Genomic DNA, 26,089 nt, shown 5'->3' with positions numbered 1-26,089 from the left:
GACTCGGGGAGAGTGATTTTGGATTTTACATTGATACTGGTGCTGGCTACCCTGATTTCGGGCTTGATCTGGTTGACTGATAGCCTGTTTTTCAAAAAGGCGCGTGTCCGCCGTGCGGCTACGGGTGTGGTTGCCGATGGTGCGCCGGTTGTGCTTCACGAACCCCTGCTGGTCGATTATGCCCGTTCCTTTTTCCCTATTCTCCTTGTGGTTCTGGTCGTGCGTTCGTTCATTGTCGAGCCATTCCGTATTCCCTCGGGTTCGCTGATGCCGACCTTGCTGGTGGGGGATTTTATTTTGGTCAATAAATTCAGTTATGGCTTGCGACTGCCGGTGCTGGATACCAAGATACTGCCAACCTGGGAACCGAAGCGGGGTGATATTGCGGTGTTCCGTTATCCCAATGATCCGAAAGTCGATTACATCAAACGGGTAATCGGCGTTCCGGGTGATCATATCCGCGTCGAGGGCAATAAGCTCTGGGTGAACGGCACGCCTATTCCCGAAACTTATGTTGGCGTCTACCCTGGGGACGATGGCATGCGCATGGCCGGTGCCTCGGTCTATCGGGAAAATCTGCTGGGCGTCGAGCATGACGTGCTGTTCGAAAAGGATGGATACGAAAAGAACGGCGAGTGGGTTGTGCCGCCCCACGAATATTTTATGATGGGTGACAATCGTGACAACAGTAACGACAGCCGTTATTGGGGTTTTGTGCCCGAAGCCAATCTGGTGGGCAAAGCCTTCATGATTTGGTTGCATTGGGACTGGAAAGACGGCAAATTTGACGCCAGCCGTATCGGTATGGGCATTCATTGATTTTTTTGGTTTTGATTAATGGAAGAGGGACAGTTGCATGAAGCTTGATCACAGTACCGCCAGTCGTCGTCACCAATCGGGTATGACCCTGATTGGCCTGATTATGTACGCCTTTATTGCCTTTTTTCTGGCCATACTTTTGATGAAAGTGGTGCCGCTTTATCTGACCGACCAGAAAATCAGTAGCATTTTTAAACAGCTTCAGAGCTTTCATGGTGATCCGATGCAGATTCGGAGTACGATCGATAAGCAACTTGATATCAATGAAATCGATAACATTACCTCCAAAGATTTCAAAATCACGCCATTCGGTAATGGATACAAAGTGACTTACGATTATGACGGTCGCGCAGATATCGTCGGTAACCTGGCGGTGGTGGCATCCTTTACGCATTCAGTGAATGTCAGTCCTTAAGTCGGGCAACCCGCTTGTGGCTGCGCCGGAGAAGCTGGCGCAGCACATCGGTATCGCCTTCACCAACCCCGAGCTACTTGAGATGGCACTGCGCCATCGCTCGGCCGGCAACTTGAATAACGAACGCCTGGAATTTCTGGGTGATGCCGTACTCAATCTGGTGATTGCCCACCAACTCTACACAATTCATTCAAAGGCAACGGAAGGTGAACTTTCGCGCTGGCGTGCAAGTCTTGTGCGAGAGGAAAGTCTGGCCGTCATTGCGCGGGAGCTGGATTTGGGGCGTTATTTGGTTCTCGGGCCGGGCGAACTGAAAAGCGGAGGCTTTCGCCGCGACTCGATTCTCGCGGATGCACTCGAAGCCACGATCGGGGCCGTATATCTCGATCAGGGTTTTGAGGTTGCTCAGGCATTGCTGGTACGCCTGTTTGAACGCATGCTGAAAGACCTGCCCGATGCCGCAAGCCTCAAGGACCCGAAAACCCGTTTACAGGAATGGTTGCAAGGCAGCAAGCGTGAATTGCCATCCTACGAGGTGACAAAGATCAGTGGGCAGGCACATAAGCAAGTGTTTGAGGTGACCTGTCGTTTGAGTGACACGCAGCAGAAAGCCGTTGGGCGTGGCAGTTCCCGGCGTAAGGCGGAGCAAGCGGCAGCTGAGTCGATGTATGAAGCGCTCACCCTGAGGCAGCAGAAGTTCACCGGGTCGGGGCAGTAAATGGAGCCCAAAATCACATCAAATATGGAAACAGCTGTTCACCGGTTCGGTCAGGTAGCGATTGTCGGTCGACCGAATGTCGGTAAATCCAGCCTGCTCAACCGTCTGGTCGGGCAGAAAATCAGCATCACAGCGCCCAAGCCGCAAACGACGCGACATCGGATAACCGGAATTCTGAGTGAACCGCGTGGGCAGATTGTGTTCGTTGATACCCCCGGCATTCATCAGGGCGGCAGTGATGCGCTCAATCGCCAACTCAATCGCACGGCCCGTAGTGGGTTCGACGATGTGGATCTGGTGCTGTTCGTCGTTCAATCCGGTCGATTCAATGAAGAAGATGCCGGTGTGCTGGAATTGATCCGGCAATCCGGCCTGCCGACGATCCTGCTGATCAACAAGATCGATCTGTTGTCAGATAAGACAGCACTTTTCCCCTTTTTGGCCCAGATGCAGGCGCGCTTTGATTTTTTGGCGCTTTATCCCCTGTCCGCGCGACGTGACCGGGGATTTGACGGCTTGCTTGATTTGATATTCAAGCACCTGCCTCAGGGCGAGCCGATGTACGATCCGGATGAAGTGACCACGATCACCACAAGATTCATGGCATCCGAGATCATTCGCGAAAAAATGGCGCGCTTACTGCACGACGAATTGCCCTACAAAACCACTGTACTGATCGAGCGATTCAGCGAGGAGCCGGAGCTGACAGAAATCGACGCGGTCATTTATGTAGCGCGTGATAGTCAGAAGGGTATTGTCATTGGTTCTGGCGGCAAGAAACTCAAAGACATCGGCAGCTTGGCCCGGCATGATCTCGAGCAGATGTTGCAGACCAGAGTCATGCTGCGATTATGGGTTCGGGTGAGAGCGGACTGGGCGGATGACGAGCGTGCGGTCCAGTCGCTTGGTTATCAGCTGCCCGAGTAATCCGGTGCACGTTTTGGACCGGTGGATATGACCCGTGCTTTTGTGCTGCATACGCGCCCCTGGCGGGATACCAGCCTGCTGGTCGAGTGGTTTACTGAGGACTTCGGTCGACTCACCACGTATCAACGCGGCGCGCGAACCCGTGGCAAGAAATCCCCGCTCAGACCGATGGCTTTTCAATGCCTGCAGATGATGCTGGCGGGTCGTGGTGACATGAAAACAGCCACGCAGATCGAGCCGGCAGGGTATGCGCACATCCTGCATGGTCAGTCACTTGCCGTCGGATTCTATCTGAATGAATTGCTGATGCGCGCGTTACATCGCCATGAGCCAGCGCCGGTATTGTTTGATATTTATGCACGGCATCTGGCCGAGTTGACTGGACAAGCTGTCGATTTTGGTATGGTGGTGCGCGGCTTCGAGCGTGACTTGCTGGCAGAACTGGGTGTAGGGATTGATTGGCAATTGACTGCCGATACCCAGGAGTCGATTGACCCGCAGGCGATGTACTGGTTGGCTCCCGAAGAGGGGATTCTGCAACAACGGGGGCGAGGGTATCCTGTGGCAGGCAATGTCTTGAAGGCCATTGCTGAAAATCAGGCACTCGGTGATGCGGCAGATCGTCGTCAGGCTCGCGACCTGCTCCAAAGCCTGCTGGCGCCTCATGTTGGATCGGCTCCGTTTCACAGTAGAGCGTTGTGGCGGAGCCAGCCCCAACCGGGCGAAGGCGAATAACACCTGCGCCCGCAGTAACCGAACTTCATTAAATTACTTGGGCAATTGCTCCTAAAACTTCAGTTAAAAGGGATACACATTTATGACCAATCGTCTGACCGCGCTGCGACCACTTCTGGGTCTGAATATCGACCATGTTGCCACCTTGCGGCAGGCGAGGGGAACCACCTATCCGGATCCGGTTCATGCCGCGTTGCTGGCGGAACAGGCGGGTGCGGACAGTATCACGTTACATTTGCGCGAAGATCGCCGACATATCCAGGATCGTGACGTTTTGCGTCTGCGTGAGATGTTGCAAACACGCATGAACCTCGAGATGGCGGTAACCGAAGAGATGATCGAGTTTGCGTGTCTTGTCCAACCGCATGATTGCTGCCTGGTGCCGGAAAAACGCGAAGAGCTGACGACAGAAGGCGGATTGGATGTGGCCGGTCAAATTGACCGCATCCATTCTGCTTGTGACCGGTTGCGGGCGGCAGGCATTCGTGTGTCACTATTCATTGATGCCGATCCACGCCAGATCGATGCGGCCGTGGCCTGCGAGGCGCCCGTCATCGAATTGCATACCGGTCATTATGCCGACTCACGTGATGACGCTGGTCAAAAGCAGATTTTGAACGATATCATCCGTTCGGCACGGGATGCGACTGATGTCGGCTTGCAAGTCAATGCGGGCCACGGGCTGCATTACCACAATGTGCAGGCGATTGCGGCCATTCCCCAGATAGAGGAATTGAACATCGGGCACGCCATCATCGCCCGCTCGATTTTTACCGGGTTGCCCCAAGCGGTTGCGGACATGAAAAAGTTGATGCGCGAAGCCCGGATGGGCTGATTGTTTCATGATTCTTGGCATTGGCACCGATTTGGTGGAGATTGAACGTCTGGCGCAAAGTTATGCCCGGCATGGCGATCGTCTGGTCCATCGAATTCTGGGCGTATCGGAGCGGGTGGCCGCACCGGTGAGTGACTCGCCTCGATTTACAGCTTGGCTGGCCAAACGGTTTGCTGCCAAGGAAGCGGCCGTCAAAGCGCTGGGCACCGGCTTTAGCGGCGGTATTTCCCTGCATGATATTCAGACCATTCATAACGCACGTGGCGCACCTGAACTTATTTTTAGCGGCCTGGCGCAACAACGTCTGGATGAGATCGGGGCAGTGCGGGTGCATTTGAGCATCAGCGATGAACGATCACATGCGCTGGCATTTGTGGTCATCGAGGGCGGGGATCGATGAGTCGCTCTTGTATCCCTATGCCCATGCGTGCATAACACTTGACTTCAGGTGCGGGCAAGATTGACGGCGAGATCCTTGAGCGAATCTGGCGCATTAGTTCCCGATCTACTCCATTTAAGGCTGCGGCCGTTGTTATGGGTCAAGAAACCCCGTATAATCCGCGCCTCGTTTCTCCTGCCTGACCGTTGCGCATACGGCAGGCTGCTTTTTTATCCATCCACAGGAGTCAATTATGCGTCACTATGAAATCGTGTTCATGGTCCACCCGGATCAAAGCGAACAAGTCCCCGCCATGATCGAACGCTATCGCGGCATCATCGAAACATCCGGTGGCACCGTTCACCGTCTGGAAGACTGGGGCCGTCGTCAACTGGCCTACCCCATCAACAAGCTCGTCAAAGCACATTATGTGATGATGAACGTTGAAGCGTCTCAGGCCGCAATTGCCGAGCTCGAAGAAGCGTTCCGTTTCAACGATGCCGTTCTGCGCCACCTGACCAGCCGTATGGAAGCAGCCGAGACCGAGCCGTCCATCATCATGCGTGAGCGTGATAACGAGCGCCGTCCACGTCGCCGTGATGACGAGCAGGATTCAGGCCGTTTTGATCGCGATGACGAAGATCAAGAAGAACAAATCGAAGCAAGCGAATAAGCCAGCTTTACCAGTTTAGGGGATTACACCATGTCACGTTTTTTCCGTCGTAAGCGTTTTTGCCGATTCACCGCCGAAAATGTCAAACAGATCGATTACAAAGATCTCGATACCTTGAAACAATACCTCACCGAAACCGGCAAGATTGTGCCTGCGCGCGTCACCGGTACGGCTGCCCGTTATCAGCGTCAACTCCAGACTGCGATCAAGCGTGCCCGCTTCCTCGCGTTGCTGCCCTACACTGATCGTCACTGATCGGTTCGACCTGTATAGGAACACATCATGCAAGTTATTTTGTTGAATAAAGTCGAAAACCTCGGCACCTTGGGCGATATCGTCAATGTACGTGCCGGTTATGCGCGTAACTTCCTTATTCCATACGGTAAAGCGAAGGCCGCAACAAAGGCCAACATGGCCGAGTTTGAAGCCCGCCGCGCTGAACTCGAAAGCCAGGCTGCCGCTGAACTGGCCGCCGCTGTGGCGCAAGCCGAGAAACTGGCCGAAGCCATGGTCACCATCCCTGTGAAAGCGGGCGCGGAAGGCAAGCTGTTCGGTTCTGTCGGCACGATTGAAATTGCACAAGCCGTGTCTTCTGCCTACGGCGTGACTATCGAAAAGCGTCAAGTGCGCTTGTCTGCGGGTGCCTTGCGCTCTGTGGGTGAATTCGAAGTGCCTGTACACCTGCACACTGATGTCAATGCAATCATCAAAGTGGTCGTGGTCGGCGAAGAATAAGCGAGCATTTCGCTGAACGCACAAAAAACCCCGCGGACGACGCGGGGTTTTTTTCGTCTGGAATATCCGTGTTGTTTTTTCGAAGAGAGGAGAGCGTGCGCTCAGATCTTTTCGCTGACAATGATGGCCGTGTGACGTTCGAGCTTACCCGGCCCCGTAAATGCCTCCTTCGGCAAGGGATTCTGGTGCGCGATCTTGAAATCCGCGCTGCCCACCCAGTTCTCAAATGAAGCCTTATCCTGCCAGTGCGTCAGAACGACATAGACGCCGTCTTCGGAATCGGGCCGCAGGATTTCCATACGGACAAAACCGGGTTGGAGATCGACCTGTCCGGCACGTGCGCGAAAACGTTCTTCAAACGCATCGTGCCATTCGGCGGCAACGGGGACTCGGTTGGCGACTACATACATCAGATTTGCTCCTTGACTATTGAGGGCGATTATTGAAATCAACGGGGTTCAATCCGAAGGTAGAGTCAAAAATCTTGCCTCGGTTCCCTTTCCTGTCCGGTTTGACCGGGTACTTTGATGAGCAGAACCATCAGTGCCGCGAGCAGGGATGAACCCAACACGAACAGGTGAAGATTGACTGCTGCCGCCAGTGCGCTCGTCGCATCCAGACCAAAAGGCTGCAGGGCAAGCACGACACCTGCCTCAAACGTACCAAATCCGCCGGGGGCATGGATGGGCAAGACGGTGGTCAGATCGCCGCCAATGGCACCTGCAAGTGCGGCCGCCAGACCCAGCTGGGCGACATGGGACAGAACCCATGCCAGCGTCAGAAGCTTTATCAGCCAGTTTGCCCAGGTCCAGCCGAGTGTGGCCAGGAAATGAGCGATGGATTGGGGTAGGCTGTCCACACTGCCGAGCAGAAGGCCTCGCCATTTGCCATCCGGGCGGGCTGCGATGACTCGACGTACGCGATGGCGGGCCAGGAAGATCAACACGGGAGCCGGTACGAGGATGATTACGAGGATCGCCCACGCATCCGGCAATCCCATGCCCCATATCGCAGCCAGCAACCCGAGCAGAACGATTGCCTGAAGATCGAGTAGCCGAAACCAGAGCAGTACCGGTACGGTGCGGGACGCGGGCAGGGTGAAATACCGTTGCATCAGGATCGGGAAGCTGATTTCCCCTGTTCTCATGGGCAGAAAATTGTTCAGCAGGATGTGCCAGGTGGATAATTTCAGTGTGGGCCAGAATTGGCCACGCAATTCGTGGATAAAGTATCTCTGAATACGCAGGGCACGCAGCGCATAGCTTAATACCATCAGGATCAGGGCAATGCCGAGTGCGGGTAGGGAGATCAGGCGCCAGGGTGCGAGCAGTCTGTCCGGCCCGATCCAGGCAACCACTCCGGTCAGAACCGCGAGCACCAGAACCCATGCAAGCAGCATTTTGAGTCGGGGCGAAATGGATGATTGTGCAGATGAAGTCATGTGGCGCTGCGAGAGAAGGCTGGATTGGGCATAATACGCGCTCACTGTTCGTCCGTCATACTCGCCGGGCGTGGTTGTGGTGTCTGTCTTTAAATGAGTGCTCGAGGGGGCGATTGAATGAGTGCCGTGATTTTCCATCTGATCGATGATCCGGACACCGAGGCTTTCTGGTTTTATGCGGCGGAACTGTGCGCTGAGGCGGCCGAAGCGGGGCACATGACCTATGTTGTCTGCGCCAATCTCGCGCATGTGGAAAGTTTTGACGATTATTTATGGGGCTACAAACCCGACGCCTTCGTGCCGCACACGGCTGACCCTGAAGATATCGCCCACGCACCGATTTTCCTGGGCGTGGATGTGGCGGCTGGTGGTTTTGATTATGTGATCAATCTTTCCGGCAAACCCATCGAGCGCGTTGCCGAACGCGTTCAACTGGATGAACTTGTTGATGCCAATCCCGCCAATCGGGATGCCGCCCGCGCACGCTGGCGCGCGTATCAAGCCACAGGGACCAAACCCGTTCACCGGCAGATTGCCCAGGTGCCGCGTGACGATCGTTGAGCGCGTAACCCCGTACGAATATATATAATTTAAGTTGATGATAAAAATGGAAAAAACCTACAATCCCGCCGAGATCGAAGCTCCTTGTTACGCGCGCTGGCAAGCGGGCGGCTACTTTGCTCCCGATGCCAGTCTGCCTGCCGACGCACCGAGTTACTGCATCATGCTGCCGCCACCGAATGTGACGGGGCGCCTGCATATGGGCCATGCGTTTCAGGATACCCTGATGGACATGCTCACCCGTGTACATCGGATGCAGGGTGATCGCACGCTCTGGCAGCCGGGTACCGATCATGCGGGTATTGCCACGCAAATGGTGGTGGAGCGTCAACTCGAGGCCGAAGGCAAGACACGGCATGATCTCGGCCGCGAGGCATTCACCGAACGGGTGTGGCAATGGAAAGCCGAATCGGGTGGATTCATCACCGAACAGATGAAGCGCCTGGGTGCCTCCTGCGACTGGTCGCGCGAGCGGTTCACGATGGATGAGGGTTTGTCCGAGGCGGTGCGTGAAGTCTTTGTGCGCTTGTATGAGGATGGTCTGATTTATCGTGGCAAACGGCTGGTGAACTGGGACCCGGTGCTGCATACCGCCGTTTCGGATTTGGAGGTTATCAGCGAAGAGGAAACCGGCCACCTTTGGCATCTGCGATACCCGCTGACCGATGGCAGCGGCAACTTGATTGTCGCCACGACCCGTCCTGAAACCATGTTGGGTGACACCGCCGTGGCCGTACATCCGGAAGACGAGCGCTACCAGCATCTGATTGGCAAGACCATTACCTTGCCGCTGGTAGGCCGTGAAATACCGATCATTGCGGATGATTACGTCGATCCGGCCTTCGGCTCGGGCTGCGTGAAAATCACCCCCGCGCACGATTTCAACGACTATGCCGTCGGACAACGACACAGCCTGCCCAAAATCAATGTGCTGACCATCGATGCGCGGATTCGCGAACTGCCGGAAATCATCGGTGGTGAAGAAGAGGGCGCCTTGCCAGCCCATTATGCGGGGCTGGATCGCTATGAAGCTCGTGATCGTATTATTCACGATCTTAAAGAACTCGATTTGCTGGAAAAGATCGACGATCACAAGCTCATGGTGCCCCGTGGCGACCGCAGTGGCGCGGTGATTGAACCGATGTTGACCGACCAATGGTTCGTCGATCTCACCCGCGAAACACAGGAAGATGGTCGTCCGGGCGGACTGGCCGCCATTACGCGCCCGGCCCTGGACGCGGTGCGTGGCGGTGACATCAAATTCGTGCCGGAAAACTGGTCGAATACCTATTACCAATGGCTTGAGAACATTCAGGACTGGTGCATCAGCCGCCAGATCTGGTGGGGCCACCGTATTCCGGCGTGGTATGACGAATCGGGCAAGGTGTATGTCGGGCGAAACGAAGCCGAGGTTAGGGCGAAATACGATCTGGAAGGCACGGTGATTCTGTCGCAGGACAACGATGTGCTCGACACCTGGTTCTCCTCCGCGCTCTGGCCGTTTTCAACCTTGGGTTGGCCGCAGCACACACAGGAACTGGCGCAGTTCTATCCCACAAGCGTCTTGGTGACCGGCTTTGACATCATCTTCTTCTGGGTCGCACGGATGGTGATGATGGGCAAGTACTTCATGCGTGACGTGCCGTTTCGTGAAGTGTACGTGCATGGCCTGATTCGCGATGCGCAGGGACAGAAAATGTCCAAGTCCAAGGGCAACGTGCTCGATCCGATCGACCTGATCGATGGCATCGATCTCGAATCGCTCGTTGCCAAACGCACCGCGGGCCTCATGCAGCCCAAAATGGCGGCGAAGATCGAAAAAGACACGCGCAAGGAATTTCCCAATGGTATCCCGGCCTTCGGCACCGATGCGTTGCGCTTTACCTTTGCCGCACTGGCGACCACGGGGCGGGACATCCGTTTCGATCTCGGGCGCATCGAAGGTTACCGCAATTTCTGCAACAAGCTGTGGAATGCCAGCCGGTTTGTGATGATGCAATGCGAAGATCAAGACACCGGCCTGACCGACGCGCCGGTGACCCTGAGCGATGCGGACGAGTGGATTATCGGCCGTCTGCAACAGGTCGAGGCACAAGTGGCAAGGCATTTTGCCGAATATCGCTTTGATCTGGCGGCACAGGCTCTGTATGAATTCACCTGGAATGAATACTGCGACTGGTATCTCGAGTTCACCAAGCCCGCGCTCAAGGCTGATGATGAAGCCGCTCAGCGTGGCACACGTCGCACCCTCGTGCGCGTGCTCGAAGCACTTTTGCGGCTCCTGCACCCGATCATCCCGTTCATTACCGAAACCATCTGGCAGCGCTTGGCACCGATGGTATTGGCGGATGTGTCGTCAACCGATAGCATCATGGGGCGTCCGTATCCCTTGGCGGACGAGCGCAAAATCAATACCCATGCGATCGAGTCGGTCGAATGGCTGAAAAATGTGATTCTGGGCGTGCGCCGTATTCGTGCCGAAATGGACATAGCGCCCAGCAAATCGCTCGACGTGCTGGTAACGCATGCCACCGTTGAAGAGATCGCCCGGTTTGAGCGGTTTGGCGCTTTGCTGAATTCTGTCGGTCGGATTGGGCGCGTTACCCCATTGGCAGAGGGAGAGACCGTGCCCGAGGCGGCCATGGCACTGGTTGGCGAGTTGCAAATCCACATCCCCCTGGCGGGATTGATCGACAAGGAAGCGGAATTGGCTCGACTTGAGCGCGAAATTGCCAAGACCGAAGCCGAGTTGACCAAATCCCGTAACAAACTCGATGCACCGGGTTTTGCCGATCGTGCCCCGGCGCAGGTAGTCGCACAGGAACGGGAGCGAGCGGAGAAATTCGAAACCAGCCTTGGGGAATTACGGGCGCAACGGCTGCGGATCGAACGGCTTTGAGCTTGGGGAGAATACACCTGCGCTTCAGCTATCAATGATGGCTGCATCGTGCGCAAGGCAGACACTGCCGCTCGCATGACAAGCCAATGGCTGGACCGCAAAAGCGCTTGGATTCGAGCACGCCACAGATCAGAGCTTCTTCAAATCCCCCTCGTTCCCCCTTTTACAAAGGGGGGAAGCGCACATGTCCAAAAAATGACTCACTCCCTCCTTTGAAAGAGGGGGTGGGGGATTTACCAAATCGCACCCAGTGCTCGAAGTCACCCTGTATGGGGGCAGAATTACTCAGGCCCTATTCGCGACACCATTCCATGCCTGGCAATAGTGCACGAACTGCAGAAGTGCGGGGCTGAGGTATTTCTCCCGGTGCCAGGCGAGACGGAACGTTCGCGTCAGATTCAGATCGACTTCGATCGCGACGAGTCGACCGGATTTTATGGCGTATTGCGCTTCCAATTCAGACAGGCAGCTTAAGCCGAGACCTGCTGCCGTGGCATTGATGATCGCCTCGGTACTGTTCAGTTCCAAAGCGATTCGCCAACGCTGCAGATGGGGCGCCATCCGATGCAGGAACAGATTGCGCGAGCCTGAGCCTGGCTCTCGAAGAACCCAAGGCTGATCCTCCAGGGCCTCTTGGCTTGATCGCTCTATACCTGCCAATGGATGCTCCGGGTTGGCTAGAATCAGCATACGATCCTGCATCCACGTCAGTGTTTCGATCTCAGGATCTTCCACCTCCCCTTCGATTAATCCGATGTCAAGCTCGAATGCAATCAGTTGTTGGCAAATCTCGCGTGTATTGCTGATATGCACCTTGGGCAGCGGCTGCAGATGGTCGAGACGATAATCCCGCAGCAGCCAGGGAATAAGTTGCTGACCGATGGTAAAACTGGCGCCGAGACGCAAGCTGGTGCGTTGCACTTCTTCAGTGGAAAACAGGACTTCGATATCCCGACTGCGTTGCAGTAATTCATCAGCCAGCGGCAGAAGCTTTTGGCCGAGGTCATTGAGGTGCAGCCGATTGCCTGACCGGTCGAACAATGGGTTGCCGATGCGTTTTTCCAGTTCGGACAGTGCGGCGCTGACTGCGGGTTTAGTCAGGTGCAGACGCTCAGCTGCGGCGGTGATCGAGCGCGTCTGAGTGATGGCGAGAAAAACCTGTAGTTGCCTTAAGGTAATGTTCATATCATTCCCTGTGTTCATTTAAATCTTACATATAGTAAGAAAAGTTCCAATATATTTAACAAAAAGGACGCAGTAGTCTAGCCCCAGTTGATCACCATCACCGGAGGCAAACGATGAACACATCACTTCCTGTCAAATTACAGGCCATACCAACGCCGATTGCCGGGCTGGCCCTTGGGGTGGCCAGCCTGGGTTGGATCTGGGAAGCTTTTTTACCCTTACATGGCTGGGCGCAAACCATTTCTGCCCTGATTGCAGGGGGGCTTCTGCTGCTGTTGACCGCTAAATTCCTGCTGAACCGGAGCCTGGTGTGGAATGAACTGGCGCACCCGGTCGTGGGCAGTGTGCTGCCGACGTTTGCGATGACGCTCATGGTCGTCTCCAAGGCCGTTTCGCTGCATTGGGCCGGGCTCGCGGTCGCGCTGTGGCTGGCGGCGATCGCCCTGCATCTGTTGTTTCTGGGTGTCTTCGTCACCCATCGCGCACGGGACTTCCGCCTACACCACATGGTGCCCGCCTGGTTTGTGCCCCCGGTCGGTTTGATCGTTGCCGATGTGACGTTTCCCGGCAATCCGGCATTGTTATTCTTGGCGCAAGTGCTGCTCTATTTTGGTCTTGGCATGTATGCCATCATGCTGCCGATGATGCTCTACCGGTTGATTTTCGTCGAACATGTCCCAGAAGCTGCCAAGCCGACGATTGCCATCATGGCGGCCCCGGCCAGTCTGGGGCTTGCCGGATACCTGACCCTGGTCGCGCAGCCACAGCCCATGCTGGTGGCCCTGTTGGCAAGCATCGCGGTGTTGATGACCCTGTTGATTTACACTGCATTCTTCGATCTGCTCCGATTGCCGTTCAGCCCGGGCTATGCGGCATTCACCTTCCCGATGGTGATCGGCGTAAAAGCCTTGGTGATGCTTGAAGGCTGGCTGGTGGCGGAGGGGGCCGATTTTCGCGATGTGCAACTGATCCATCTGCTCGCTGATGTCGAACTTGCGGTCGCCACCGTCGTGGTTGGTTATGTGGCCGTGCGTTATGTCATGTATTTCCTGCCATCGTGGCAGGTCAGCACACGGCCGGCCGGAATTGACCATGGTGTGATAGATCGTTGATTCACGGAGTTATTTTAATGTACCAGATATTTCGACCTGCTTTTTTCACGGCGCACTTGCGCTGGCTGCTGCTGTTATGCGCGGTGTTTTCGAGTTCTGTCATGGCTGCCGAGTTATCCATGCCGGGTATGGACACGCCGCTTGTGATCGATGTTGTAGCCGCCCAAGAGCCACCCAAAATGCGTTTGTTGTGGCTGCCTTCCGAGCAAGGGATTTTGCCTGCCGAGAAACAGATGGCTGCGGCATTGAGTGTGCGCGGTTTCGAGAGCTGGTTTGTCGATCTCTACGAACCGCTGTTTCTGTCGCCGACGCCCAGTGCTGTCGACAAGGTGCCACCCGAATGGATCAGTGGCCTGATCACTAAAGCAAAGGCCGACAATCTGCCCTTGATTGTGATCGCTCCCAACAAGGCGGCCGAACTGGCGGTTCGGGGGTGGGTCGCGCTGCAATCCACACCCCAACAGGGTGTTGGATTTGTCTTCATTAACCCGAATCTGTATATCAACACCCCCGTGCCCGGTGAACCTGCCCGTTATTGGCCACAAGTAGCCGCATTCAATGCCCCTGTGTTTGTGATGCAGGCCGTGCTATCTCCCTGGCGCTGGCGTCTTATGGAATTGAAGCAGCAGTTGGAAAAATCCGGGAGCACCGTGTTCACGCAGTTGCTGCCGGACGTGCGCGATCGTTTCTATTTCCGGCCAGATGCCACTGCGTTCGAGCAGGCGCAAGGCAAGGCGCTGTCGTCGCGCATCGCTCAGGCGGCTTCGTTGTTGGCCGGGTATATGGCCGAACCGAGGGTGGCGGGCAAAGTCGAAACGTCGGCTCCGGTAACAGTCGAGCAGACAAAATCAACCGAGCTTCAGCCTTATTCTGGGCCGCAGAACAGAGTTTTGGATCTCATGGATTTGCAAGGGCAAGCCATTGATTTGAAAGATTATCGGGGCAAGGTGGTATTGCTCAACTTCTGGGCCAGTTGGTGCCCGCCCTGTGTGCATGAAATGCCCTCGATGACCCGATTGAAAACCTTGTTGGAAGGCGAGCCTTTCGAGATTCTTGCCGTCAATCTGGCCGAGGATCGCGCCGCCATCGATGCTTTCATCAAGCAGCACCCTGTCAACTTCCCCATTCTGACCGATCCGGCAGGGACAGCAGTGCAGACATGGCAGGTATACGCTTATCCGAGCACCTACCTTATCGATCGGAAGGGACGGATTCGTTACGCCTTGTTTGGTGGCGCGGAGTGGGATCAGCCTGATGCCGTAGCGAAAATACGCCAATTGATTGCTGAGCCGGATTGATCAGGGTTTGGGGAAGAAGGGGGATTCTTGGAGCCTGTACGGGGGCTTTCCCCTGAACCTCATGCCCCGGTAAAACCATCCATGGTTCGGGGGCGTGCCGGGTAGTGGTTTAACCCCGATGTCCACAGACTCGCGACCAGTCACCCCGGGATTCGATTTCATCGATCGTCAGGCCCTGCGCCATCCATTGCGCGGCCACGGCTTCGGCTTGCGAATTGAGAATGCCAGACAGCGCGAAACGTCCGCCCGCTTTGATATGGGGGGCGAGGATGGGCGCGAGTTCGATCAGGGGCTGGGCCAGGATATTGGCGACCAGGACGTCGAATCTTTCTGCTGAGCCCAGTTCTTCCGGCAGACCGAGCCAGAGGCGATCTTCCGGAATGTCATTGAGGGCTGCATTGTCCCGGCTGGCCTTGAGTGCCTGTGGGTCAATATCGGTGCCATAGGCAACCGAGGCGCCTTTCATCAAGGCTGCCAGCGCGAGAATCCCCGAGCCACAACCCACATCGAGGACACGTAGCCCTTTGAGTGATTGGGCATCGAGCCAGTCGAGGCATAGGGATGTGGTTTCATGCTGCCCGGTGCCGAAGGCCAGACCCGGATCGATCCGCACTACGGTTTTGGCTTCGGTAGGTGCGTCGCTCCAATGGGGCGTAACCCACAGGCCATCGCCGTAATGAGTGGGGGCGAAATCCGCTTGAGTTTGCCGAACCCAATCGGTTTCCTCGATGAATTCGTGGTCGAAATCACCCAGAAGGGATGGCCGCAGCAGGCCATGCAGCTGTCCCATGATGTCTGCCGGGCTGATATGGCCTTCGAAAAGACCCGCGACGCGAACCCGCTGCCAGAGCGGCGTTTCACCCGGTTTGGGTTCGTAAATCTGCTCGTCGCCGATTTCTTCCAGCGAAACGGAGACTGCGCCCGCTTCAAGCAGGGCGTCTTCGCAGGCTTCGACATCGGATTGGGGAACGTCCAGGCTCAGTCGCTGCCAGGCCGGACTCATTGCAGACGATTCGGACATCAGTTCAGACCCAGTTTCTTTTGCAGATAATGGATATCCGTGCCGCCTTCGATAAAGGCCTGATCGGCCATCAGATCACGGTGCAAGGGAATATTCGTCTTGATGCCATCGATCATCATTTCGTCGAGCGCACCGGCCATGCGGCGGATCGCCTGGTCGCGCGTGTCGGCATGCGTGATGAGCTTGCCGATCATCGAGTCATAGTAGGGTGGCACGCTATAGCCGTTGTAGATGTGCGAGTCGATGCGTACTCCCGGCCCGCCTGCAAAATGCAGGTTGGTGATTTTCCCCGGACTCGGCACAAAGGTGGCCGGATCTTCCGCGTTGATACGGCATTCGATGGCATGCCCGGTCAGGCGGACTTGATCCTGCGTGATCTCAAGTGGCAGGCCCGCCGCGATACGCAGTTGCTGCTTGACGAGATCGATGCCGGTGATCATTTCGGTGATCGTGTGCTCGACCTGCAAACGGGTATTCATTTCGATGAAATAGAAATTGCCGTTTTCATACAGGAATTCGAACGTGCCCGCCCCGCGGTAGCCCATGCGCTGACAGGCGGCCACGCATACCGCGCCGATTTCGGCACGTTGCTCCGGCGTGACGCCTGGTGCGGGGGCTTCTTCGATGATTTTCTGATGGCGGCGCTGCATGGAGCAATCGCGTTCACCCAGATAGATCGCATTGCCGTGGGTGTCCGCAAGTACCTGGATTTCGACGTGGCGTGGGTGCTCAAGGAATTTTTCCATGTACACCTGCGGATTGTTGAACGCCGCTTGTGCTTCGCTACGCGTCATGTCGATGGCGTGCAGCAGCGCCGCTTCGGTATGCACCACGCGCATTCCGCGACCGCCACCACCGCCAGCTGCCTTGATGATGACCGGATAACCCACTTCACGTCCAAGACGCAGGTTCTCATCCGGATCATCGCCCAGCGCGCCATCGGAACCCGGCACGCAAGGCACATTGGCCTCTCGCATGGTTTCCTTGGCGGTGACCTTGTCGCCCATCATGCGGATGTTCTGGGGCGTCGGGCCGATGAAGATGAAACCGGATTCCTCGACGCGTTCAGCAAAATCGGCATTCTCGGACAGGAATCCATAACCGGGGTGAATGGCGACCGAATCGGTCACTTCCGCCGCCGCGATGATCGCCGGGATGTTCAGGTAGCTCTCGTTCGAACGGGGGCCGCCGATGCAGACCGATTCATCCGCAAGGCGAACGTGCTTTAGGTCGCGGTCGGCGGTGGAATGGACGGCGACGGTCTGGATGTCGAGTTCGCGACAGGCACGCAGGATGCGCAACGCGATTTCACCGCGATTGGCGATTAATACTTTGTTCAGCATGGCAAAACCTCTAAAACGCACTGGCTTATTCGATGATGAACAAAGGCTGGTCGTATTCGACCGGCTGGCCATTCTCGACCAGAATCGCGGTGATGGTGCCGCTGGTTTCGGCCTCAATCTGGTTGAACATTTTCATGGCTTCGATGACGCAGAGCGTGTCGCCGGCCTTGACGCTGCTGCCGACGTCGACAAATGGTTTCGACGTGGGCGAGGCCGCGCGATAGAAGGTGCCGACCATCGGTGATTTGATCGGTGTGCCCTTGGCCTGATCCTCGGCTGCGGGTTGGGCCGCGGGAGACGGTGCGGTAGACGCCGGGGCGGCTGCTGGCAGGGTGTACTGGACCGGCGCGGCCTGAGCAATCTGGCTACGAGAAATACGCACGGATTCTTCGCCTTCGCGGATCTCGATTTCGGCGATGCCCGACTCCTCAAGCAGTTCGATCAGTTTTTTAATTTTACGAATATCCATGGATGGACTTCTCCAGATGAGTTTGGCCTGAGTTCAGCGGGAATCAGGCGGGTGGCAGGGTGGGCGTCCACAGCGTGCTGCGGGGGATGCCAAGATGATTCAGTAAGGCGAATAGCGCCAGTTCGTAGCCGACGGCGCCCAAGCCCACGATTGATCCGATCGCGATGTCCGAAAAATAGGAGTGCTGGCGGAAGGATTCGCGGGCATGAATGTTGGTGATGTGGATTTCGACGAAAGGAATGGCCGTGGAGAGCAGGGCATCACGCAAGGCGACGCTGGTGTGCGTCCAGGCGGCAGGATTGATGACGATGCCATCCACGCTGGCATCGGCAGCGGCATGGATACGCTCGATCATCTCGTGTTCGGCATTGGTTTGAAGATGTTCAAGCGTCGACGATGTGTGTCGGCAGAGGTCATCCAACCGCTGAACGATATCGTTCAAAGTGGTTTTGCCATAACGTTCGGGCTCGCGCGAGCCGAGTCGATTCAGATTCGGGCCGTTCAGCAGCAGAATTGTTGCCATGCGTCGCAGTTCCTTGTCGCGGGTGTCTTTTATGTCGTGAAATTCAAGTTGTCGGCATTGTGCCGTGTGACCGGTGGAATGTCCACTAAACAGCCGGTTGACCTCGGCATTTTAGAGTGTAATTCCGACATATCGCCGCAAGATCGAGGGAATTGTGCTTTAGGGAAGGTCTGTGTAAATAATGATGCGTTCCTTCGAGCAGCGGGCATGACTCGGCAAATCCCTCCCTTTCAAAGGGGGGAGAATCAGCCACCTGCTTTTGAACGAGCGGGCCTCCCCCTTTGTAAAAGGGGGAATGAGGGGGATTTAAGAGGGCTTTGCATTTGTGTGAGCTTACTTAGGAAGGCTTGCCGCGCAGGGCGCGAAGCAGAATGCGGGTATGTTGATCCGGTTTGACGCGGCTTGGGTTCATCAGGTGATTTTGGCGATTTTGTTCGGCTATTTTCAGTCGTTCGGCCAGATGCTCCGGTGATTCGGAATACAGGGTTTGCGCCACTGTGGCCGATCCCCGTTGTTTGGATAATCCCGAAACGGTAACAACCCATTTGGTTTCGCCGCGTTCGATGGATAGCTCATCACCGATTCGGATGACCTTGCCGGATTTTTTACATGATTGACCGTTGATTTCGATCTTGCCGCCTTCGATGGCCGTGGAGGCAAGGGAGCGTGTCTTGAAAAAACGCGCTGCCCAGAGCCAGGTATCGATGCGCTGTTCCTTGAGTTCGGTTTGTTGTGTCTTGTTGGTTGAAGAATTTACTGAGGAATTGGCCATACATTATCTGTTCGCGGCAGTCATATTCCGTGATTGTACCTGCCTCTTGATTTGGATGTGGTGGATAAAACCGACCAGCCAGGTGCCCGCAACGATGCCGATGAGTATCACGCCGACAAACCATTGGCCCTCGCCCAGCATGGCAGGTGCGGTTCCAGGGCAGACTCCAGTCAGGCCCCAACCCACACCGAACAGCAGGGCACCGGGAATGAGTGCGCGCACGAAAGGTTTATGCGGAAAGCTGATGGGTTGACCGCTCGCCACACTGCGCCATTTCAATTGCTTGGCGAGAAAATTGAGTACGGCGCCAACGCCGACAGCAGTAGCGATGACCCATAACAGGTGCAGGTTCTCAAACAGCAGCAGGCTGGCAATGAGCGCAGGATCGGTTGCACCGGCACGGCTCAGCAAAAAGCCGAATACCACACCGAAGAGCAGGAAGCTGCCGTTGCGGATCAAGGTGCTTGAGTTATTCATGATCAACCTCCGAATGTGTTCAGAAGGTGGTGGGAGAGTTGCGCAGTACCGACCGCCGCCGCGAAAAAGAAGGCGGATGCGACAATACTCGCTGGTGACCCCATGGCCACGCCATTGATGGTGTGACCGGAAGTGCAGCCACCGGCCAGGCGTGAACCCATGCCGATCAAAACGCCGCCGAACAGCCACCACAACACACGACCTACATCGGAATGAGGCATCAATGCCGTGTAAAGTGTGCCGAAATGCGTCGGTTCGGCCCACGTGCCGGTCGAGAGGCTTGCGAGAAGCCCGCCGAGGAAAATGCCGACCAGGAACCAGAGTTTCCAGTCGGTCGCGGTGCTGTGAGCAGGCCCCTGGAACAGTGGCAGGCGACTGCCCATGCGCGCACAGGCGTTACCGAAAGCGGCCGAACAGCCCAAAGGTTGATCGGTCAGCCAGCGTTGCGCAAAAGCGAGTGCACCGATGGCACCCCCTGCAACCCATGCGGGCCACAGGGCGGTTGAAAAGATTGGGGAATCGGTTAGCCAGGAGAAGTCGGATAAAGTCATGTTTGCACCCTCAGGGGCGATTGCAGATATGACTGAACTTTAGCGTGTGGATGTTGAATCCGCGCGCTAAACATTTTCATTGGCCTATTGAGCTACTCTATTAGTTTTATTAGGTATAAATAAAATCAATAATGTTGTAAGTTCGATTCTTCCTTGCGATCGGGCAGGACAATATTGAGTTCCAACGTATCGACGCCTTCGTGATGTTCGATCTGCACCTGAACGGCGTCGTCTTGCACCGCTACATATTTGCGAATGACATCCAGCAGATCGTTTTTGAGCTTGGGCAGGTAATCCGGGTCGGTATTCTGCCCCTGGCTGCGTTCATGGGCGATCAGGATCTGGAGCCGTTCTTTAGCCAGATGTGCGGTCGGCTTGGGACGTGCCCGGAATAAATCAAAAAGACCCATGATTACCCCCGTCCGAACAGGCGGTTGAAAAAGGATTTTTTCTCAGCCTCGACGAACCGCATGGGCCGGTCCTCGCCGAGAAGTCGGGCGACGGCATCCTGATAAGCCTGTCCGGCGTCGGCGGTCTGGTCGAGAATGACCGGACGACCGGAGTTGGATGCCTGGAGTACTGCGGGTGATTCGGGAATGACCCCCAGCAGCGGCACGGCCAGAATTTCGAGCATGTCTTCGATGGAAAGCATTTCTCCCGCCTCCACCCGGTTGGGTGAGTAGCGGGTGATCAGCAGGTATTCACGAATCGGGGTTTCACCATTTTTCGCGCGCTGTGACTTGCTGGCGAGAATGCCGAGCATGCGGTCGGAATCACGCACGGAAGATACTTCTGGGTTGGAAACCACAATCGCCTCGTCGGCAAAATACATAGCCAGTTGTGCGCCGCGCTCGATGCCGGCAGGGGAGTCGCAAATGATGTACTCGAAGCCATCGGCCTTCAGATCATCGAATACCTGCTTTACGCCTTCTTCGGTGAGTGCATCCTTGTCTTTGGTCTGCGAGGCGGGCAGAACATAAAGATTATCGACCTCTTTATGCTTGATCAGCGCCTGGCTCAAGCCGGCCTCTTTCTGGATGACGTTCACAAGGTCATAGACCACGCGCCGTTCAACACCCATGATGAGGTCAAGGTTTCGAAGACCCACATCAAAATCGATGACGACGGTTTTTTTGCCGGCCAATGCCAAGCCACTGGAAATCGCTGCGCTTGTCGTTGTTTTACCAACGCCGCCTTTTCCTGAAGTTACAACGATAATCTTTGTCACAAATCAACTCCTGCCCACACCTCAGACCGAGGCGCCGCGAAAATAAGGAACATCCGGAACCCCGCTGATTCTGCCATAAATCGGGATTGATTCATAAGGTTTGCTGGAGCGGTGTTGTGGTTTGGGTGTGTTTGGGATTGTCGGGTTGGCTTATTGTTTTCCAAAAAAGCGCTGAATAATTCCATCCTGGAGTTTTTTGAGGGCGAAAATCAAAAAATGTGATTTTTGATTTTGTTCATGAACAATCACATACGTGACCGTTCATGGCGACACATCCCAAGTGCCGCACGGAAACTCTGATTTGATCGGGGATTCCCAAACAGATTTATTTACCTTAGATTGATATGGATTTGAGCATCAATTGAAGACCGCATAAAGACGGTTCGTGTCCCGTGTCCTTTCCCGTACCTAATGCGGGTAATGCGCATCCCCATGGCCTCATTCAAGGGCTATTCAAAACAGGAGTTGTTATTTCATGAGTGAATTCAAATACATCCGCTTCTTTAACGAATTGGGAATCGACGATGTGCCGCTGGTCGGTGGCAAGAATGCGTCCTTGGGTGAAATGTACCGCAAGCTGTCACCGGCCGGTGTGCGCATTCCCAATGGCTTTGCCATTACGGCCGAGGCTTATCGCTATATGCTGGATTCGGCCAATGCCTGGCCTGCGCTGCATGACGCGCTCGATGCACTGAATCCCGAGGATGTGGACGATCTGGCGCGGCGTGGCAAGCGAGCACGGGAAATTGTCTACGGCGCAGGTCTGCCGGATGACCTGGCGAAGGAAATCATCGCAGCCTATCGCAAACTACAGGAAGAATATGGTGAGGATGTCGGACTCGCTGTACGTAGTTCGGCCACTGCGGAGGATTTGCCGACGGCGAGCTTTGCCGGGCAGCAGGATACGTTTCTCAATGTTCGGGGCGAGCAAAGCCTGCTGGATGCCTGTCGGCGCGATTTTGCCAGTCTGTTTACGGATCGTGCGATTCATTATCGTGTCGATCAGGGCTTCGATCATTTCAAGATCGGCCTTTCCATCGGCGTTATGAAAATGGTGCGTTCCGATCTGTCGGCATCGGGCGTGATGTTCTCGCTCGATACCGAATCGGGCTTCCGTGATGTCGTCTTCATTACCGGCAGCTATGGTCTTGGGGAGAATATCGTGCAGGGCGCGGTCGATCCCGATGAGTTTTATGTGCATAAGCCAACCTTCGCTGCGGGTCACCGGGCTGTATTGCGGCGTAACATGGGCGGCAAGGCGATCAAGATGATTTACATGGCCGGAGACGCGCGTAACACAACCCGAAATGTACCCACACCCGCCGATGACCGTGGCCGGTTCTGCATCGGTGATGCGGATGTTCTGGAACTGGCCGAATACGCCATCGCCATCGAATCGCATTATGGCCATCCCATGGATATGGAATGGGCCAAGGATGGGTTGGACGGCAAAATCTATATTGTTCAGGCGCGGCCGGAAACGGTGGCGTCCCAGCGTCGGGTCAATCTGCTCGAAAGCTATGCGCTCGATGGTCAGGGGGCGGTCATCATCACCGGGCGCTCCGTGGGCGAGCGTATCGCTACCGGTACCGCGCATGTCATCAGGGATGTCGAGCATCTGGGCGAATTCAAGCCGGGTGAAGTTCTAATCGCCGATACCACCACGCCGGACTGGGAGCCGGTAATGAAAACGGCAGCAGCCATTGTGACCAATCGCGGCGGGCGTACCTGCCACGCGGCCATCATCGCGCGTGAGTTGGGCATCCCAGCCGTGGTCGGTGCGGGCGAGGCGACAACAAAAATCCCCAATGGGGCGACAGTCACGGTTTCCTGCGCGGAAGGTGACACCGGTCGGATCTACAAGGGTGCCGTGCCGTTCCATGTCGATACGACGGAAGTGGGCGATATCCCGCGCCCGGCAACCCAGATCATGATCAATCTCGGTAACCCGGACCTTGCATTCAAAACCTCGTTCCTGCCGAATGATGGCGTGGGGCTGGCCCGGATGGAGTTCATCATCAATGAATCGATCAAGGCGCACCCGCTGGCCCTGTTGCATCCTGAGAAGGTCTCTTCTGCGGCTGATCGCGCGGCAATCGCTCGTTTGACGAGCGGTTATGCCAATGGCGAAGCCTATTTTATCGAGCGACTTTCAGAAGGTGTGGGGACGATTGCCGCCGCATTCTGGCCGAAGCCGGTTGTGGTGCGGATGTCCGACTTCAAGTCGAATGAATATGCGAGCTTGCTGGGCGGTTCGGATTTCGAGCCGGACGAGGCCAACCCGATGATTGGTTTTCGAGGCGCAGCACGCTATGCCCATCCGGCCTACGAGGAAGGATTCCGGCTTGAATGTCTCGCCATGAAACGCGTGCGCGAAGTGATGGGCTTGACCAACGTGATTCTCATGCTGCCCTTTGTTCGCCGTGTGAAAGAAGCCGACGACGTGCTGGCAAAAATGGCGGAATTCGGGCTCAAACGCGGCGAGAACGGCCTGCAAATCTACGCCATGTGTGAAATCCCGAATAATGTGATCCTGATCGATCAGTTCGCGAAACGGTTTGATGGTTTCTCGATCGGCACGAACGATTTGACGCAATTGACGCTGGGCGTGGATCGGGACAGCGAGATGGTTGCATTCGACTATGACGAGCGTGACGACGGCGTGAAGGAGATGATCCGGCTTGCGGTCGAAGGCTGCGCGCGCAACAGCATCCACTCCGGCTTGTGTGGCCAGGCGCCGTCCGACTATCCGGAGATGGCTGCATTTCTGGTCGAGATCGGGATTGAATCGATGAGCTTGAATCCCGATACGGTCGTTAATACCACGCGCAAAGTGCTTGAAATTGAAGCGAAGATGAAAGCAAAACGCGGCTGATTGGAATGAATAAGCATTTACTGAGGGATTGTCGGTATTCAGGAAGAACCGTTTCAATCGATGAAACGGGCAACATCAGGGGAAGGGTATGAAGATTTCATTTCACGGCGCGGATCGGGACGTGACCGGTTCCTGCCATCTGCTCGAGGTTTCGGGCAAACGCATTCTGATCGACTGTGGCATGTTTCAGGGCGGGCGGGAACTGGAGGAAGAAAACGCCGAAGAGTTTGGTTTCGATCCGAAATCCATTGACCTGCTGCTGCTGACCCATGCGCATCTGGATCATTGCGGGCGCATCCCGTTGCTGGTGAAACGCGGCTTCAACGGTGAAATCATTGCGACTTCTGCAACCCGTGAACTCGCGCGCGTCGTGATGTTGGATGCCGCTCATTTGCAGGAAGAGGAGGCGGAGCGTAACAACCGTCATGCACATCGGCATGGTAAATACCCTGTCGATGCACTCTATGACACCCTTGATGCCCTGAACGCGGTCGGGCAATTCGGTCGCGCCGTGAATTATGGTGAATCCATCGAGATTGCCCCGAAAGTAACCGCGACTTTCTACGATGCGGGACATATCCTCGGTTCGGCCAGTATCCGGATTGAGAAAAAGGGCGACAAGAAGCGTTCGGTCATATTTTCCGGTGATATCGGCAACGCGGGGCGCCCGATTCTGCGCAAACCCCAGATACCGCCGAAAGCCGATGTTGTGGTTATGGAAACCACCTACGGTGATCGTAATCACAAGCCGATTGAACCGACCATTGCGGAGCTATACCAGGCCATCACGGAAACCCTCGCGCGCGGCGGGAACGTGATTATTCCGACATTCGCGCTGGAGCGGACTCAGGAGATACTGTTCACCCTGCGCGAAGGGATTGAGCAAGGGCGTTTGCCGAAGAATCTGCCGGTATTCCTCGATTCGCCGATGGCCATTTCGGCCACGGAAATCTTCCGCCGGCACCATGAATGCTACGACGATGCGACCCGCGAGCAATTCAAGGGTAAACGCGACCCGTTCGCCTTGCCGGGTTTGCGCTTCACCCGTGAAACCGCCGAATCGATTGCACTCAATCGACTGGTTGGCGGTGCCGTCATCATGGCCGGTTCCGGCATGTGTACCGGCGGGCGGGTGCGCCATCACCTGCGCCATAACCTTTGGCGCCGAGATTCGAGCGTGGTGTTTGTAGGCTATGCGGCTCCGGGCACTCTCGCGCGCATTCTGATCGACGGTGCCAAGACCGTCCGGCTATTCGGCGATGAAATTCCGGTCAATGCCCATCTGTACACGATCAACGGTTTCTCCGCCCACGCGGATCGCGATGAATTGCTGGCCTGGCACCGGGCACTCAAACCAAAGCACACGATTCTGGTTCACGGCGAAGAAAAGGCGATGAGCAGCTTTGCCAAGGCCCTGGAAAAAACCCAAGTGACCATGCCGCATCAGGGGGATGTGTTTGAGTGGTAATCACAATGGGGCAGCTCGAGGGGGTTTTCGAGCTGCCCTAAGTAAATGCTGATTTATTCCATCCTTGGAATAAATCAGCGCGCTCATCGCGGTACACGCCCGCGATGGCGCTCACGAATCAAAGACTTACGTCTTTGTTCGTGTTGGGGCATCCTGCCCCAAGCGGGACGCACTGAATAAATCAGCGCTTCCCTAACGTTTGAATATTGGGAACTGGTGTACTGTTTAGCTCTAGTTTGAGACTGATCGCTACCCGCGGTTGGCCGCGAGATCGTTGCAGAACCCGCATCCAATATTGCGTACTAAAACGCCGCAAAGTTACATGTTGCCAGATGGTCGACGGCGTTGACCGGAACCTGCCGTATGCGAGCGATTGCTGGTGTTGTTCCCTGAGTTATTCCCGGGACGATTGCCCGTATCTCTGCCGCCCTCTCTTTGGGGGCGATTGCCTGCTGCGGCACCACCAGGTGAACGGGGTTGACCGTCTCGCTGGGAACCTGCTGACCGGGGTGCTTGGGCGGCATGACCTTGAGCGCTGCGTTGCGGGAAGTCGCGGCGGGGTTGGCGCGCGGCCTGTGGTTTGCGCAATGGCTCGGGCTTGGCATTCGGGTCCGGTTCGAAGCCGGGCAC

At 55.9% G+C, this 26,089-nt stretch carries 28 protein-coding genes and 1 pseudogene; 16 read left to right on the top strand and 13 right to left on the bottom strand.

Features of this window, described 5'->3' with window-relative positions; genetic code table 11:
• The first annotated feature begins 18 nt into the window (after window positions 1-18).
• The 10 genes from lepB to rplI all read left to right on the top strand — a co-directional run bounded on the left by lepB (window position 19) and on the right by rplI (window position 6,236).
• Complete coding sequence (lepB, locus tag PHD44_RS06400; protein ID WP_300189380.1) at window positions 19-819, top strand: signal peptidase I; 801 nt, start codon at window positions 19-21, stop codon at window positions 817-819.
• A 37-nt stretch (window positions 820-856) separates the two neighbouring features.
• Complete coding sequence (locus tag PHD44_RS06395) at window positions 857-1,234, top strand: DUF4845 domain-containing protein (RefSeq protein ID WP_300189377.1); 378 nt, start codon at window positions 857-859, stop codon at window positions 1,232-1,234.
• Window positions 1,221-1,952, top strand: coding sequence for a ribonuclease III (rnc, locus tag PHD44_RS06390; RefSeq protein ID WP_300189375.1), 732 nt, complete (start codon window positions 1,221-1,223; stop codon window positions 1,950-1,952). The genes PHD44_RS06395 and rnc overlap by 14 nt, the downstream gene beginning before the upstream one ends.
• 24 nt (window positions 1,953-1,976) lie before the next feature.
• Window positions 1,977-2,879 (top strand): GTPase Era, encoded by a 903-nt coding sequence (gene era, locus PHD44_RS06385; protein WP_300189372.1) that lies wholly within the window; start codon window positions 1,977-1,979, stop codon window positions 2,877-2,879.
• Between the two features lie 27 nt (window positions 2,880-2,906).
• Window positions 2,907-3,614: a DNA repair protein RecO gene (gene recO, locus PHD44_RS06380; protein ID WP_300189370.1), complete on the top strand. Its 708-nt coding sequence runs from the start codon at window positions 2,907-2,909 to the stop codon at window positions 3,612-3,614.
• Window positions 3,615-3,696: 82 nt separating this feature from the next.
• Window positions 3,697-4,449: a pyridoxine 5'-phosphate synthase gene (gene pdxJ / locus PHD44_RS06375; RefSeq protein ID WP_300189367.1), complete on the top strand. Its 753-nt coding sequence runs from the start codon at window positions 3,697-3,699 to the stop codon at window positions 4,447-4,449.
• A 7-nt stretch (window positions 4,450-4,456) separates the two neighbouring features.
• Window positions 4,457-4,849 (top strand): holo-ACP synthase, encoded by a 393-nt coding sequence (acpS, locus tag PHD44_RS06370; protein WP_300189364.1) that lies wholly within the window; start codon window positions 4,457-4,459, stop codon window positions 4,847-4,849.
• A 232-nt stretch (window positions 4,850-5,081) separates the two neighbouring features.
• Window positions 5,082-5,501 carry a 30S ribosomal protein S6 gene (gene rpsF / locus PHD44_RS06365; protein WP_290677569.1) on the top strand — a complete coding sequence of 140 codons (420 nt, stop codon included), beginning with the start codon at window positions 5,082-5,084 and terminating at the stop codon, window positions 5,499-5,501.
• 30 nt (window positions 5,502-5,531) lie between these two features.
• Window positions 5,532-5,756 carry a 30S ribosomal protein S18 gene (gene rpsR / locus PHD44_RS06360; RefSeq protein ID WP_012824250.1) on the top strand — a complete coding sequence of 75 codons (225 nt, stop codon included), beginning with the start codon at window positions 5,532-5,534 and terminating at the stop codon, window positions 5,754-5,756.
• A gap of 27 nt (window positions 5,757-5,783) precedes the next feature.
• Complete coding sequence (rplI, locus tag PHD44_RS06355; RefSeq protein ID WP_300189361.1) at window positions 5,784-6,236, top strand: 50S ribosomal protein L9; 453 nt, start codon at window positions 5,784-5,786, stop codon at window positions 6,234-6,236.
• A 101-nt stretch (window positions 6,237-6,337) separates the two neighbouring features.
• Here rplI and PHD44_RS06350 read toward each other — a convergent pair whose 3' ends face one another.
• Both PHD44_RS06350 and PHD44_RS06345 read right to left on the bottom strand, forming a co-directional pair.
• Window positions 6,338-6,646, bottom strand: a complete 309-nt coding sequence (locus PHD44_RS06350) for an antibiotic biosynthesis monooxygenase (RefSeq protein WP_300189358.1) — start codon at window positions 6,644-6,646, stop codon at window positions 6,338-6,340.
• 65 nt (window positions 6,647-6,711) lie between these two features.
• Window positions 6,712-7,677 carry a lysylphosphatidylglycerol synthase transmembrane domain-containing protein gene (locus PHD44_RS06345; protein WP_300189356.1) on the bottom strand — a complete coding sequence of 322 codons (966 nt, stop codon included), beginning with the start codon at window positions 7,675-7,677 and terminating at the stop codon, window positions 6,712-6,714.
• A gap of 117 nt (window positions 7,678-7,794) precedes the next feature.
• Here PHD44_RS06345 and PHD44_RS06340 point away from each other — a divergent pair, with 117 nt between their 5' ends.
• Both PHD44_RS06340 and PHD44_RS06335 read left to right on the top strand, forming a co-directional pair.
• Window positions 7,795-8,238 carry a DNA polymerase III subunit chi gene (locus PHD44_RS06340; protein ID WP_300189353.1) on the top strand — a complete coding sequence of 148 codons (444 nt, stop codon included), beginning with the start codon at window positions 7,795-7,797 and terminating at the stop codon, window positions 8,236-8,238.
• A 46-nt stretch (window positions 8,239-8,284) separates the two neighbouring features.
• The gene (locus PHD44_RS06335; protein ID WP_300189350.1) at window positions 8,285-11,137 is read left to right on the top strand and encodes a valine--tRNA ligase; all 2,853 of its coding nucleotides are present in this window, start codon (window positions 8,285-8,287) and stop codon (window positions 11,135-11,137) included.
• 285 nt (window positions 11,138-11,422) lie between these two features.
• On the opposite strand, the gene PHD44_RS06330 is transcribed toward PHD44_RS06335, so the two are convergent.
• A complete protein-coding gene (locus PHD44_RS06330; RefSeq protein ID WP_300189347.1) occupies window positions 11,423-12,322 on the bottom strand; it encodes a LysR substrate-binding domain-containing protein in 900 nt (299 codons plus the stop codon).
• A 113-nt stretch (window positions 12,323-12,435) separates the two neighbouring features.
• On the opposite strand from PHD44_RS06330, the gene PHD44_RS06325 reads away from it, so the two are divergent.
• Both PHD44_RS06325 and PHD44_RS06320 read left to right on the top strand, forming a co-directional pair.
• Complete coding sequence (locus PHD44_RS06325) at window positions 12,436-13,434, top strand: TDT family transporter (protein WP_300189344.1); 999 nt, start codon at window positions 12,436-12,438, stop codon at window positions 13,432-13,434.
• 17 nt (window positions 13,435-13,451) lie between these two features.
• Entirely contained in the window at window positions 13,452-14,732 is a 1,281-nt protein-coding gene (locus tag PHD44_RS06320; protein ID WP_300189341.1) for a TlpA disulfide reductase family protein, read from the top strand.
• A 109-nt stretch (window positions 14,733-14,841) separates the two neighbouring features.
• Here the strand turns inward: PHD44_RS06320 and prmA are convergent, their stop codons facing one another.
• From prmA to minD, 9 genes are all read right to left on the bottom strand, one after another.
• A complete protein-coding gene (prmA, locus tag PHD44_RS06315) occupies window positions 14,842-15,753 on the bottom strand; it encodes a 50S ribosomal protein L11 methyltransferase (protein WP_300189339.1) in 912 nt (303 codons plus the stop codon).
• On the bottom strand, window positions 15,753-17,096 hold the full coding sequence (gene accC, locus PHD44_RS06310; RefSeq protein ID WP_300189336.1) for an acetyl-CoA carboxylase biotin carboxylase subunit: 1,344 nt from the start codon (window positions 17,094-17,096) through the stop codon (window positions 15,753-15,755). The genes prmA and accC overlap by 1 nt, the downstream gene beginning before the upstream one ends.
• A gap of 25 nt (window positions 17,097-17,121) precedes the next feature.
• A complete protein-coding gene (gene accB / locus PHD44_RS06305; protein ID WP_300189334.1) occupies window positions 17,122-17,565 on the bottom strand; it encodes an acetyl-CoA carboxylase biotin carboxyl carrier protein in 444 nt (147 codons plus the stop codon).
• A 43-nt stretch (window positions 17,566-17,608) separates the two neighbouring features.
• Window positions 17,609-18,088 (bottom strand): type II 3-dehydroquinate dehydratase, encoded by a 480-nt coding sequence (gene aroQ, locus PHD44_RS06300; RefSeq protein WP_300189331.1) that lies wholly within the window; start codon window positions 18,086-18,088, stop codon window positions 17,609-17,611.
• A 337-nt stretch (window positions 18,089-18,425) separates the two neighbouring features.
• Window positions 18,426-18,860, bottom strand: a complete 435-nt coding sequence (locus tag PHD44_RS06295) for an RNA-binding S4 domain-containing protein (protein WP_300189330.1) — start codon at window positions 18,858-18,860, stop codon at window positions 18,426-18,428.
• A gap of 3 nt (window positions 18,861-18,863) precedes the next feature.
• Window positions 18,864-19,337, bottom strand: coding sequence for a DUF6691 family protein (locus PHD44_RS06290; protein ID WP_300189327.1), 474 nt, complete (start codon window positions 19,335-19,337; stop codon window positions 18,864-18,866).
• A gap of 2 nt (window positions 19,338-19,339) precedes the next feature.
• Window positions 19,340-19,888, bottom strand: coding sequence for a YeeE/YedE thiosulfate transporter family protein (locus PHD44_RS06285; RefSeq protein WP_300189325.1), 549 nt, complete (start codon window positions 19,886-19,888; stop codon window positions 19,340-19,342).
• 125 nt (window positions 19,889-20,013) lie between these two features.
• Entirely contained in the window at window positions 20,014-20,298 is a 285-nt protein-coding gene (gene minE / locus PHD44_RS06280; RefSeq protein ID WP_300189322.1) for a cell division topological specificity factor MinE, read from the bottom strand.
• Window positions 20,299-20,300: 2 nt separating this feature from the next.
• Window positions 20,301-21,116: a septum site-determining protein MinD gene (gene minD, locus PHD44_RS06275; protein ID WP_300189319.1), complete on the bottom strand. Its 816-nt coding sequence runs from the start codon at window positions 21,114-21,116 to the stop codon at window positions 20,301-20,303.
• 475 nt (window positions 21,117-21,591) lie between these two features.
• Between minD and ppsA the strand changes: the two genes are divergently transcribed.
• Window positions 21,592-23,991, top strand: coding sequence for a phosphoenolpyruvate synthase (gene ppsA, locus PHD44_RS06270; protein ID WP_300189317.1), 2,400 nt, complete (start codon window positions 21,592-21,594; stop codon window positions 23,989-23,991).
• An 88-nt stretch (window positions 23,992-24,079) separates the two neighbouring features.
• Window positions 24,080-25,459, top strand: a complete 1,380-nt coding sequence (locus PHD44_RS06265) for an MBL fold metallo-hydrolase (protein WP_300189314.1) — start codon at window positions 24,080-24,082, stop codon at window positions 25,457-25,459.
• Window positions 25,460-25,777: 318 nt separating this feature from the next.
• Here PHD44_RS06265 and PHD44_RS06260 read toward each other — a convergent pair.
• Window positions 25,778-26,089: pseudogene (locus PHD44_RS06260) on the bottom strand (hypothetical protein); the annotation flags it as partial.

The organism is Halothiobacillus sp., from assembly GCF_028710545.1.
Classification (GTDB): Bacteria; Pseudomonadota; Gammaproteobacteria; order Halothiobacillales; family Halothiobacillaceae; genus Halothiobacillus.
The sequence above is the reverse complement of the archived record's forward strand: the minus strand, read 5'-3'. Positions and strand labels throughout refer to the sequence as shown.

Bases quoted from the DNA above. Each gene is read 5' to 3' on its own strand.
- PHD44_RS06395 (WP_300189377.1), top strand. From the start codon at position 857: ATGAAGCTTGATCACAGTACCGCCAGTCGTCGTCACCAATCGGGTATG.
- rnc (WP_300189375.1), top strand. From the start codon at position 1,221: ATGTCAGTCCTTAAGTCGGGCAACCCGCTTGTGGCTGCGCCGGAGAAG.
- era (WP_300189372.1), top strand. From the start codon at position 1,977: ATGGAAACAGCTGTTCACCGGTTCGGTCAGGTAGCGATTGTCGGTCGA.
- recO (WP_300189370.1), top strand. From the start codon at position 2,907: ATGACCCGTGCTTTTGTGCTGCATACGCGCCCCTGGCGGGATACCAGC.
- pdxJ (WP_300189367.1), top strand. From the start codon at position 3,697: ATGACCAATCGTCTGACCGCGCTGCGACCACTTCTGGGTCTGAATATC.
- acpS (WP_300189364.1), top strand. From the start codon at position 4,457: ATGATTCTTGGCATTGGCACCGATTTGGTGGAGATTGAACGTCTGGCG.
- rpsF (WP_290677569.1), top strand. From the start codon at position 5,082: ATGCGTCACTATGAAATCGTGTTCATGGTCCACCCGGATCAAAGCGAA.
- rpsR (WP_012824250.1), top strand. From the start codon at position 5,532: ATGTCACGTTTTTTCCGTCGTAAGCGTTTTTGCCGATTCACCGCCGAA.
- rplI (WP_300189361.1), top strand. From the start codon at position 5,784: ATGCAAGTTATTTTGTTGAATAAAGTCGAAAACCTCGGCACCTTGGGC.
- PHD44_RS06350 (WP_300189358.1), bottom strand. From the start codon at position 6,646: ATGTATGTAGTCGCCAACCGAGTCCCCGTTGCCGCCGAATGGCACGAT.
- PHD44_RS06345 (WP_300189356.1), bottom strand. From the start codon at position 7,677: ATGACTTCATCTGCACAATCATCCATTTCGCCCCGACTCAAAATGCTG.
- PHD44_RS06340 (WP_300189353.1), top strand. From the start codon at position 7,795: ATGAGTGCCGTGATTTTCCATCTGATCGATGATCCGGACACCGAGGCT.
- PHD44_RS06335 (WP_300189350.1), top strand. From the start codon at position 8,285: ATGGAAAAAACCTACAATCCCGCCGAGATCGAAGCTCCTTGTTACGCG.
- PHD44_RS06330 (WP_300189347.1), bottom strand. From the start codon at position 12,322: ATGAACATTACCTTAAGGCAACTACAGGTTTTTCTCGCCATCACTCAG.
- PHD44_RS06325 (WP_300189344.1), top strand. From the start codon at position 12,436: ATGAACACATCACTTCCTGTCAAATTACAGGCCATACCAACGCCGATT.
- PHD44_RS06320 (WP_300189341.1), top strand. From the start codon at position 13,452: ATGTACCAGATATTTCGACCTGCTTTTTTCACGGCGCACTTGCGCTGG.
- prmA (WP_300189339.1), bottom strand. From the start codon at position 15,753: ATGTCCGAATCGTCTGCAATGAGTCCGGCCTGGCAGCGACTGAGCCTG.
- accC (WP_300189336.1), bottom strand. From the start codon at position 17,096: ATGCTGAACAAAGTATTAATCGCCAATCGCGGTGAAATCGCGTTGCGC.
- accB (WP_300189334.1), bottom strand. From the start codon at position 17,565: ATGGATATTCGTAAAATTAAAAAACTGATCGAACTGCTTGAGGAGTCG.
- aroQ (WP_300189331.1), bottom strand. From the start codon at position 18,088: ATGGCAACAATTCTGCTGCTGAACGGCCCGAATCTGAATCGACTCGGC.
- PHD44_RS06295 (WP_300189330.1), bottom strand. From the start codon at position 18,860: ATGGCCAATTCCTCAGTAAATTCTTCAACCAACAAGACACAACAAACC.
- PHD44_RS06290 (WP_300189327.1), bottom strand. From the start codon at position 19,337: ATGAATAACTCAAGCACCTTGATCCGCAACGGCAGCTTCCTGCTCTTC.
- PHD44_RS06285 (WP_300189325.1), bottom strand. From the start codon at position 19,888: ATGACTTTATCCGACTTCTCCTGGCTAACCGATTCCCCAATCTTTTCA.
- minE (WP_300189322.1), bottom strand. From the start codon at position 20,298: ATGGGTCTTTTTGATTTATTCCGGGCACGTCCCAAGCCGACCGCACAT.
- ppsA (WP_300189317.1), top strand. From the start codon at position 21,592: ATGAGTGAATTCAAATACATCCGCTTCTTTAACGAATTGGGAATCGAC.
- PHD44_RS06265 (WP_300189314.1), top strand. From the start codon at position 24,080: ATGAAGATTTCATTTCACGGCGCGGATCGGGACGTGACCGGTTCCTGC.